The 9791-nt window shown below is 71.8% G+C and carries 9 protein-coding genes; all 9 read left to right on the top strand.

Translation table 11 applies throughout. From position 1 onward, the window contains the following. Positions 1-69 precede the first annotated feature (69 nt). The 9 genes from ftsZ (at position 70) to dnaE (ending at position 9700) form a co-directional block, all read left to right on the top strand. Positions 70-1281, top strand: coding sequence for a cell division protein FtsZ (gene ftsZ, locus VR894_RS16090; protein WP_324653163.1), 1212 nt, complete (start codon positions 70-72; stop codon positions 1279-1281). A 14-nt stretch (positions 1282-1295) separates the two neighbouring features. After that, positions 1296-2048: a peptidoglycan editing factor PgeF gene (pgeF, locus tag VR894_RS16085; RefSeq protein ID WP_324653162.1), complete on the top strand. Its 753-nt coding sequence runs from the start codon at positions 1296-1298 to the stop codon at positions 2046-2048. Between the two features lie 111 nt (positions 2049-2159). Continuing rightward, a complete protein-coding gene (locus tag VR894_RS16080; RefSeq protein ID WP_324653160.1) occupies positions 2160-2630 on the top strand; it encodes a cell division protein SepF in 471 nt (156 codons plus the stop codon). Between the two features lie 3 nt (positions 2631-2633). Continuing rightward, positions 2634-2927: a YggT family protein gene (locus VR894_RS16075; protein WP_324653158.1), complete on the top strand. Its 294-nt coding sequence runs from the start codon at positions 2634-2636 to the stop codon at positions 2925-2927. 109 nt (positions 2928-3036) lie between these two features. Beyond that, positions 3037-3705 (top strand): DivIVA domain-containing protein, encoded by a 669-nt coding sequence (locus tag VR894_RS16070; RefSeq protein ID WP_324653156.1) that lies wholly within the window; start codon positions 3037-3039, stop codon positions 3703-3705. Positions 3706-3769: 64 nt separating this feature from the next. Continuing rightward, positions 3770-4666 carry a signal peptidase II gene (locus tag VR894_RS16065; protein ID WP_324653154.1) on the top strand — a complete coding sequence of 299 codons (897 nt, stop codon included), beginning with the start codon at positions 3770-3772 and terminating at the stop codon, positions 4664-4666. Further along, positions 4659-5585 (top strand): RluA family pseudouridine synthase, encoded by a 927-nt coding sequence (locus VR894_RS16060; protein ID WP_324653152.1) that lies wholly within the window; start codon positions 4659-4661, stop codon positions 5583-5585. The genes VR894_RS16065 and VR894_RS16060 overlap by 8 nt, the downstream gene beginning before the upstream one ends. Next, complete coding sequence (locus VR894_RS16055; RefSeq protein ID WP_324653150.1) at positions 5582-6052, top strand: GNAT family N-acetyltransferase; 471 nt, start codon at positions 5582-5584, stop codon at positions 6050-6052. Before VR894_RS16060 ends, VR894_RS16055 begins: the two co-directional genes overlap by 4 nt. A gap of 84 nt (positions 6053-6136) precedes the next feature. Continuing rightward, positions 6137-9700: a DNA polymerase III subunit alpha gene (dnaE, locus tag VR894_RS16050; protein ID WP_324653148.1), complete on the top strand. Its 3564-nt coding sequence runs from the start codon at positions 6137-6139 to the stop codon at positions 9698-9700. The last annotated feature ends 91 nt before the right edge of the window (positions 9701-9791 follow it).

Genomic DNA, 9791 nt, shown 5'->3' with positions numbered 1-9791 from the left:
TCTAACCCTCAAGTAGAGGTTGAGGGTAGGCCGAGGACCAGCAGCAGCAGACAAGTGAGGGGGCCGATAGTGGCGGCACCGCAGAACTACCTAGCAGTGATCAAGGTGGTGGGCATCGGGGGCGGCGGTGTCAACGCCGTCAACCGGATGATCGACGTCGGGTTGAAGGGCGTGGAGTTCATCGCCGTCAACACCGACGCGCAGGCGCTCCTCATGAGCGACGCCGACGTCAAGCTCGACGTCGGACGTGAGCTCACCCGTGGGCTCGGGGCCGGCGCGGACCCGGAGGTGGGCAAGAAGGCCGCCGAGGACCACGCTGAGGAGATCGAGGAGGTGCTCCGCGGCGCGGACATGGTCTTCGTCACCGCCGGCGAGGGCGGTGGGACCGGGACCGGTGGAGCCCCCGTCGTCGCACGGATCGCCCGGTCGCTGGGCGCCCTGACGATCGGTGTCGTCACCCGGCCCTTCACCTTCGAGGGCCGGCGCCGCTCCACCCAGGCGGAGTCGGGCATCGAGGCGCTCCGGGACGAGGTCGACACGCTCATCGTCATCCCCAACGACCGCCTGCTGTCGATCTCCGACCGCAACGTGTCGGTCCTCGACGCCTTCAAGAGCGCCGACCAGGTGCTCCTGTCCGGTGTCCAGGGCATCACCGACCTCATCACCACGCCGGGTCTGATCAACCTCGACTTCGCCGACGTCAAGTCGGTCATGCAGGGCGCGGGCAGTGCCCTCATGGGTATCGGCTCGGCACGCGGCGAGGACCGCGCGGTCCAGGCGGCCGAGCTGGCGATCTCCTCGCCGCTGCTCGAGGCGAGCATCGACGGCGCCTACGGCGTCCTGCTGTCCATCCAGGGCGGCAGCGACCTCGGGCTCTTCGAGATCCACGAGGCGGCACGCCTGGTCCAGGAGGCGGCGCACCCCGAGGCGAACATCATCTTCGGTAACGTCATCGACGACGCGCTCGGCGACGAGGTCCGCGTCACGGTCATCGCGGCCGGCTTCGACGACCCCGCCCCGAGGTCGGCGGCCCCCGCCCTCCCGCGGCGCGTGGCCGCACCGCCGGAGGTGGCACCCGTGCCCGTGGCCAGTGCGCCCAGCGCCCCGGAGCCGCCCGTCGTGCCCAGCCCCGAGCCGGCGCCCGCACCGGAGCAGCGACAGCCGGAGCCGGCCTACGCCGGCGGCGAGCGCCGACCGCTCGAGGTCCCGCGCGTCTTCGACGAGGAGCCGGCGCGGACGCGCCGCGAGGAGGACCTCGACATCCCCGACTTCCTGCGCTGAGCCGACCGAGCGACATGCTCGAGCCGGCTGACCTCGGCCCCGGCGCGCGTGGTGTCTTCACCACGCGCGCCGGAGGCGTCTCCTGGGGTCCCTACGCGGCCGGGGACGGTTCGGGCGGGCTCAACCTCGGCTTCCACGTCGGCGACGACGAGGACCGCGTCATCGCCAACCGGGACCTCGTGGACCGCCACGCGGGTCAGCACGTCGCCTGGATGAGCCAGCGACACTCCGCCCGCGTGCGACTCGTCACCCGGCCACCGGGACGTGGCAGGACGACCCTCGGGGAGTACGACGCCCTCGTCGGGCGGCGCACCGGCCCCGGGGCGCCCGCCGTGGGCGTCATGGTCGCGGACTGCGTGCCCCTGCTGCTCGCCACGGGGAGCGGCGACCTCGTCGCGGCCGTGCACGTGGGACGGCAGGGCCTGGCCGACGGCGTCGTCGCCGCGACGCTCGAGATGCTCGCCGACCACGGCGCGGCACTGCCCGAGCTGCACGCCGCCCTGGGGCCGAGCATCTGCGGCCGGTGCTACGAGGTGCCCGCCGCCCTGCGCGAGGAGGTTGCCGGCGTCGTGCCCGCCGCCCGCAGCACCACCTCGTGGTCCACGCCGGCGCTGGACATCCCGGCGGGCGTGGAGGCCCAGCTCGCCGGCGCCGGGGTCCGGTGGGTGCGCCGGGCAGCCGCGTGCACCTACGAGGACGAGCGTTTCTACTCCTACCGGCGCGACGGACGCACGGGGCGGTTCGCCGGCGTCGTCCGGCCGGCCTGACACGGCGCCGCGACACGCCGCGAGTCGTGCGGCGAAGCGCGGCGGTGCTGGTCTAGCGTCCACCACAGGAGCGGCACGAGGTGTGATCGCAGAACTGAGACGGGAGCAGTCATGGCCGGAGCACTGCGGAAGACGATGGCGTACCTCGGACTGTCCGAGGACGAGGGCGAGTACGGCGACGAGCTCGACGTGCCCCGCCACGAGGAGCCCGTGGCGGCGACCCGGGACGAGCGCGAGGAGCGGCAGGCACAGGTGACACCGATGCGAGTGGTTCCCGCCCCCGAGCCCGTCGAGCAGGACCTGCGCAGGATCAGCACCGTCCACCCGACGACCTACAACGAGGCCCGGGTCATCGGGGAGTCCTTCCGGGACGGGACCCCGGTCATCATGAACCTCACGGGGATGAGCGAGTCCGAGGCCAAGCGCATGGTGGACTTCGCCGCCGGGCTGGTGTTCGGCCTGCACGGCGCGATCGAGCGGGTGACCAACCGGGTGTTCCTGCTCTCCCCGGCGAGCGTGGAGGTCGCCTCCGACTCCGGCGAGCCCGCGGGTACGCGGGGCCGCCTGTTCAACCAGAGCTGAGACGTGGGACTCCTCTTCTCGATCCTCTACTTCCTGCTCCTGCTCTACCTGCTCGTGCTCATCGGGCGCCTCGTGCTCGACTGGGTGCAGGTGTTCTCCCGGGACTGGAAGCCGCGGGGCGTGCTCCTCGTCCTCGCGGAGCTCATCTACACCCTCACCGACCCGCCCCTGAGGTGGCTGCGTCGTTACATCCCGCCGCTCCGGCTGGGTGGGATCGCGCTCGACCTGGGCTTCATCATCCTGTTCCTCGGCGTGAGCATCGCGATGCGCGTTGCCCAGGCGCTGGCGATCAGCTGATGGGCCCGACTCTGCGTCGCGCGCTCCCTCTAGTAACGTTCCGCTAACGTGGACCTGTGAGTCGCGCGCGCGCTCACGACCGAATGACTGGACAACCGAGGTGACGACTATGGCGCTGCTCACTGCAGACGACGTGCTGAACAAGAAGTTTCAGCCGACGAAGTTCCGGGAGGGCTACGACCAGGACGAGGTCGACGACTTCCTGGACGAGGTCGTCAACACGCTGAGCGCTCTGACCAACGAGAACGAGGAGCTCAAGGCCAAGCTCGCGGCCGCCGAGCGCCGGATCGCCGAGCTCAGCAGCGGTGAGCAGCCGACGGCCGTCGCGGCCGCCCCGGAGCCCGCCCCCGAGCCGGAGCCCGAGCCGGAGCCCGAGCCGGAGCCGGAGCAGACCGTCGCCCCGGCGCCCGCCGTGGTCGCACCCTCCGAGCAGGCCGGTGACGAGCCGACGTCGGCCAGCGGCATGCTCGCGCTGGCGCAGCGTGTGCACGACGAGTACGTGAACAACGGCAAGCAGGAGGGTGAGCGCATCCTCCACGAGGCGCGCACCGAGGCCGAGCGCATCGTGCGCGAGGCGGAGGACACCCACAACCGCACCCTTGCCCAGCTCGAGCAGGAGCGCTCGCTCCTCGAGCGCAAGATCGACGAGCTGCGCGTCTTCGAGCGCGACTACCGCACCCGGCTGAAGAGCTACCTCGAGTCGCTCCTCTCCGACGTCGAGGGGCGTGGCAACGTCTCCGGGCGCGGCGACGCCGGCCCGGCGCAGTTCGGTCGCTGAGCATGCCACGACGGCGGCGGCCCACCGGGCCGCCGCCGTCGCGACGCGTGCGTGGAAGGACGGCATGACTCAGCAGCGGAGCCGGCGCGGGCGCGTCATCCTCCTGGTCGCCCTGGCGGCGGTGGTCGGGGTCGGGGACCAGGTGACGAAGTACCTCGCCGAGGACCGCCTGACGCCCGGCGTCATCGTCCCCGTGCTCGGCGACGTCCTCGGCTGGCAGCTCATCTACAACCCCGGCGCGGCCTTCTCCTTCGCCACCGGGATGACGTGGGTCTTCACGGTCATCTCGCTCGCCGTGGTCGTCGTCGTGCTCCGCGTGTCGCGGCGGCTGCGGTCGACCGGGTGGGCCGTGGCGCTGGGACTGCTCCTCGGGGGTGCGCTGGGGAACCTGTACGACCGGCTGCTGCGCGAGCCCGGGTTCGCCCGCGGCCACGTCGTCGACTTCATCAACTACAACGGCTGGTTCGTCGGCAACGTCGCCGACATCGCCATCGTCGTGGCGGCCGTGCTCATCGCGCTGCTCGCGCTGCTCGGGATCGAGGTCGACGGCACGCGCCTGGCGAAGGGCGGGGACGCCGAGCCGGTGCCCGCGGAGAGCGACGAGGACGTGAGCGAGGAGCCACTCGTCGACGACGAGGACTTCACCCCCGAGGTGCCGCGGGCGGCCGACGAGGACGTCGACATCGCGTCCTGGGCCGCCGGTGCGCCGTCGGTGAGCGAGGGTCGGGCCCGCCGGCCCGGCCGGACGGGGACCGAGGGAGAGAGCGACGCCCAGGGCTTCACGGCCGGCGCGGCGACGTGGCGGCCGGTGAGGCCCGCCGAGACCGAGGCGCCGTCGGCGACCCCCGAGCCGGGGACCGGCGCCGCCGGCGAGCCCGCCGAGGAGCCGGGCCCGACCGGCTCGCCCCGCCGGCCGCGCAGCCGGCGCGAGACCCGACTCTCCGCCCACGACGATGGCTGAGACCCGCTCGCTGCCCGTGCCCGACGGCCTGGCCGGGGAGCGGGTCGACGCCGCGCTCGCGCGCCTGCTCGGCCTGTCCCGCACCCGCGCCGCCGAGCTCGCCGAGACCGGCGGCGTGCTGCTCGACGGGCGCCCCCTCGGCAAGTCCGACCGGCTGGTCGCGGGCGGCTGGCTCGAGGTGACCCTGCCGGACGCGCCGGCGCCCGCCGCTCCCGAGCCGGTCACGGGCATGGCGATCGCCTACGAGGACGAGGACGTCGTCGTCGTCGACAAGCCGGTCGGCGTGGCGGCCCACCCGAGCCCGGGATGGACGGGCCCGACCGTCGTCGGCGGGCTGCACGCCGCCGGGTACCGGGTCTCCACCTCCGGGGTGGCCGAGCGCCAGGGCATCGTCCACCGGCTCGACGTCGGGACCTCCGGCCTCATGGTCGTGGCCAAGTCCGAGCTCGCCTACACGGTGCTCAAGCGTGCCTTCAAGGAGCGCACCGTCGAGAAGGTCTACCACGCGCTGGTCCAGGGACACATGGACCCCTTGGCCGGCACGATCGACGCGCCCGTGGGACGGGACCCGCGCCACGACTACCGCTTCGCCGTCGTCGCCGACGGCAAGCCGGCCGTCACGCACTACGAGACCCTCGAGGCCATGCCGGGCTCCTCGCTGCTCGAGATCCACCTCGAGACCGGCCGCACCCACCAGATCCGGGTGCACGCCTCGGCCATGCGGCACCCCTGCGTGGGCGACACGACCTACGGCGCCGACCCGGTCCTCGCGGGCCGGCTGGGGCTGACCCGGCAGTGGCTGCACGCCGTGCGGCTCGGCTTCGCCCACCCCCGTGACGGCCGCGAGCTCGTCGTCACCAGCGACTACCCCGAGGACCTCGCCACCGCGCTGGAGGCGATGCGGGAGGGCCGGCGATGACCGTGCGGACCACCGTGGTGTCCACCCGCGAGCAGCTCGAGGCCGCCTGGCGGGTGCGCTTCGCGGTCTTCGTCGACGAGCAGGGCGTGCCCGCCGACATCGAGGTCGACGACCTCGACACCGACCCGACGACGACGCACGTGCTGGCCCTCGACGACGCATCCGGTGCCGTGCTCGGCACGGGACGGCTCCTGCTGGACGCGCCCGGGCACGTGCACCTCGGGCGGCTGGCCGTGCTGAGCGCCGCACGCGGCCGGGGCGTCGGCGCGCTGCTCGTCGACGCCCTGGGCGAGGTCGCGCTGGACCGGCACGCCGCGGGGGAGCCACCGGCCGTCGAGGTCGTGCTCAGCGCGCAGGAGAGCGCCATGGGCTTCTACCGGCGGCTCGGCTTCGCGACCGTGTCCGGCGAGCGGTACCTCGATGCCGGCATCTGGCACCAGGACATGGCCCGCACCCTCACCCGCTGAGGGTCCGGCGTCGACACGCCGAGCGACCAGGGTCTCGCCGGGAGGTGCCCGGAGGTGTGGGTCGGGCGACCTAGACTGGCGGGCATGGCTGCTGGAGGATCTGACAACTTCGCCCACCTCCACGTGCACACCGAGTACTCGATGCTCGACGGTGCCTCCAAGGTCGACGAGCTGCTCGCCGAGGCGGCACGCATCGGGCAGCCGGCGCTGGCGATCACCGACCACGGCTACCTCTTCGGGGCCTTCGACTTCTGGTCCAGCGCCCAGAAGCACGGCGTCAAGCCCATCATCGGGCTCGAGGCCTACGTGACGCCGGGGACGTCGCGCTTCGACAAGTCCCGGGTGCGCTGGGGCGAGGAGCACCAGGCGAAGGACGACGTGTCGGCGCGCGGCTCCTACACGCACATGACGCTGCTGGCCCGCGACAACCAGGGCATGAACAACCTGTTCCGGCTCGGCTCGCGCGCGTCCATCGAGGGGCAGATGGGCAAGTGGCCGCGGATGGACCGCGAGCTCATCAGCACCCACGCCGACGGCCTCATCGCCACCACCGGCTGCCCGTCCGGCGAGGTCCAGACCCGCATCCGGCTCGGCCAGTACGACGAGGCGCTGCGGGCGGCGGGCGAGCTGCAGGAGATCTTCGGCCGGGAGAACTACTACGTCGAGCTCATGGACCACGGCCTCGACATCGAGCGCCGCGTCACCAGTGACCTCCTGCGCCTGGCGAAGGACATCGGTGCACCGCTGCTGGCCACCAACGACTCCCACTACACCCGCCCGGAGGACTCCCGGACCCACGAGGTCATGCTGGCCCTCCAGTCGGGGAGCAAGCTCACCGAGCCCTCCTACGACCAGGGCGGCAGCCGCTTCGCCTTCACCGGGGACACCTACTACCTGCGGCCCGCCGCCGAGATGCGCGAGCTCTTCGGCGAGCTCCCCGAGGCGTGCGACAACACCCTGCTGGTCGCCGAGCAGTGCGACGTCACCTTCCGCACCGCCGCCGACGGCGCGAACTACATGCCCCGCTTCCCGGTGCCCGCGGGTGAGGACGAGCACTCCTGGTTCGTCAAGGAGGTCGAGAAGGGCCTGAGGTACCGCTACCCCGACGGCGTGCCGGACCACGTCGAGAAGCAGGCGCGGTACGAGGTCGAGGTCATCACCCAGATGGGTTTCCCCGGCTACTTCCTCGTCGTCGCCGACTTCATCAACTGGGCGAAGTCCCAGGGGATCCGGGTGGGCCCCGGCCGTGGCTCGGGAGCGGGGTCGATGGTCGCCTACGCCCTGCGCATCACCGACCTCGACCCCCTCCAGCACGGCCTCATCTTCGAGCGCTTCCTCAACCCGGACCGCGTGTCCATGCCCGACTTCGACGTCGACTTCGACGAGCGCCGGCGCGGCGAGGTCATCCGGTACGTCACCGAGAAGTACGGCGACGACCGCGTCGCGCAGGTCGTCACCTACGGCACCATCAAGGCCAAGCAGGCCCTCAAGGACTCCGCGCGGGTGCTGGACTTCCCGTTCCAGATGGGGGAGAAGCTCACCAAGGCGATGCCGCCGACGGTCATGGGCAAGGACATCACCCTCGCCGGCATCTTCGACCCCCGCGACAAGCGGTACGCCGAGGCGGAGGAGTTCCGCCAGGTGCACGCCGCGGACCCCGACGCCCAGGCGGTCGTCGAGACCGCGCAGGGCCTGGAGGGCATCAAGCGGCAGTGGGGCGTGCACGCCTGCGCCGTCATCATGTCCAGCGAGCCGCTGCAGGACGTCATCCCCGTCATGCTGCGCCCGCAGGACGGCGCGATCATCACCCAGTTCGACTACCCGCAGTGCGAGAACCTCGGGCTGCTCAAGATGGACTTCCTCGGGCTGCGCAACCTCACGGTCATCGACGACGCCCTGGAGAACATCGAGCGCAACGGCAAGGAGGTCCCGGACCTCGAGCGCCTGCCGCTGGACGACCCCCTGACCTACGCCATGCTCGGCCGCGGGGACACGCTGGGCGTCTTCCAGCTCGACGGCGCCGGCATGCGCACGCTGCTGCGGCTCATGCGCCCCGACAACTTCGAGGACATCTCCGCCGTCGGCGCCCTGTACCGGCCGGGACCGATGGGCGCGAACTCGCACACGAACTACGCGCTGCGCAAGAACGGCCAGCAGAAGATCGACCCGATCCACCCGGAGCTGGAGGAGCCGCTCGCCGAGATCCTCGGCACCACCTACGGCCTCATCGTCTACCAGGAGCAGGTGATGGCGATCGCGCAGAAGGTCGCCGGGTACACGCTCGGACAGGCCGACCTGCTGCGCCGGGCCATGGGCAAGAAGAAGAAGGCCGAGCTGGACAAGCAGTTCGCGAGCTTCGAGGCCGGCATGCTCGAGCGCGGCTACTCGCCCGCGGCGGTCAAGACGCTGTGGGACATCCTGCTGCCCTTCTCGGACTACGCCTTCAACAAGGCGCACTCGGCGGCCTACGGGATCATCTCCTACTGGACCGCCTACCTGAAGGCGAACTTCCCCACCGAGTACATGGCGGCCCTGCTCACCTCGACGCAGGTCAACAAGGACCGCCTGGGCCTGTACCTCGGTGAGGCCCGGCACATGGGCATCACCGTGCTCCCCCCGGACGTCAACACCTCGGTGGGCTCCTTCGCCGCCGTCGGGGAGGAGGTCCGCTTCGGGCTGGCCGCCGTGCGCAACGTCGGTGCCAACGTCGTCGAGGCGATCATCTCCACCCGCGCGGAGAAGGGGGAGTACACCTCCTTCCAGGACTTCCTCGACAAGGTCCCCGCGATCGTGTGCAACAAGCGCACCATCGAGTCGCTCATCAAGGCCGGTGCCTTCGACTCCCTCGGGCACACCCGCCGCGCGCTCCTCGCCCGCCACGAGGAGGCCATCGACATGGTCATCGACGTCAAGCGCAACGAGGCCGTGGGCCAGTTCGACCTCTTCGCCGGCCTCGGCGGGGACGACGGCGGGGGGACGGGTTTCACCATCGAGATCCCGGACCTCCCGGAGTGGGACAAGCCGGAGAAGCTCACCTTCGAGCGCCAGATGCTCGGGCTCTACGTCTCCGACCACCCGCTGTTCGGGCTCGAGCACGTCCTGCAGCGTGCCGCGGACGTGTCGATCGCGACGCTGCTCACCGACGAGACCCGCTCCGACGGCTCCACCGTCACCATCGCCGGCCTCATCACCTCGCTGCAGCGCAAGATGACGAAGAACGGCAACCCGTGGGCGATCGCCACGGTCGAGGACCTCGAGGGCGCGATCGAGGTGCTCTTCTTCCCGCAGACCTACTCCACGGTCTCCACGATGCTCTCCGAGGACTCGATCATCACGGTCCGGGGCCGGCTCAACCGCCGGGACGACATCCCGACGATCTACGCCGCGGAGATCACCCTCCCGGACGTCTCCCAGGCCACCGACGGGCCGGTCCAGCTGACCCTGGCCGCCAACCGGTGCACCGCGCCGCTCGTCGAGCGCCTCAAGGGGATCCTCACCGACCACCCGGGCAGCTCGGAGGTGCGGCTCCGGCTCACCAGCCCCGGCCGCTCGACGACGATGCGCCTGGAGGACTCCTTCCGCGTCGAGCCGTCCACGTCGCTGTTCGGGGACCTCAAGGCCCTGCTCGGGCCCAGCTGCCTCGTCTGACGCCGCGGCCGGCCGCCGCGGTGGCGGCACCACCGCGGACGGCGTGCGGCGCCCGGCGGGAGCGCTCGCAGGCCGGCGCCGTCGTGCGCCG

Source organism: Georgenia sp. H159, assembly GCF_035607575.1.
Taxonomy (GTDB): domain Bacteria; phylum Actinomycetota; class Actinomycetes; order Actinomycetales; family Actinomycetaceae; genus Oceanitalea.
The sequence above is the reverse complement of the archived record's forward strand: the minus strand, read 5'-3'. Positions and strand labels throughout refer to the sequence as shown.

Excerpts from the sequence above, each read along its gene's own strand:
- pgeF (WP_324653162.1), top strand. The coding sequence starts at position 1,296 with ATGCTCGAGCCGGCTGACCTCGGCCCCGGCGCGCGTGGTGTCTTCACC.
- VR894_RS16080 (WP_324653160.1), top strand. The coding sequence starts at position 2,160 with ATGGCCGGAGCACTGCGGAAGACGATGGCGTACCTCGGACTGTCCGAG.
- VR894_RS16070 (WP_324653156.1), top strand. The coding sequence starts at position 3,037 with ATGGCGCTGCTCACTGCAGACGACGTGCTGAACAAGAAGTTTCAGCCG.
- VR894_RS16065 (WP_324653154.1), top strand. The coding sequence starts at position 3,770 with ATGACTCAGCAGCGGAGCCGGCGCGGGCGCGTCATCCTCCTGGTCGCC.
- VR894_RS16060 (WP_324653152.1), top strand. The coding sequence starts at position 4,659 with ATGGCTGAGACCCGCTCGCTGCCCGTGCCCGACGGCCTGGCCGGGGAG.
- VR894_RS16055 (WP_324653150.1), top strand. The coding sequence starts at position 5,582 with ATGACCGTGCGGACCACCGTGGTGTCCACCCGCGAGCAGCTCGAGGCC.
- dnaE (WP_324653148.1), top strand. The coding sequence starts at position 6,137 with ATGGCTGCTGGAGGATCTGACAACTTCGCCCACCTCCACGTGCACACC.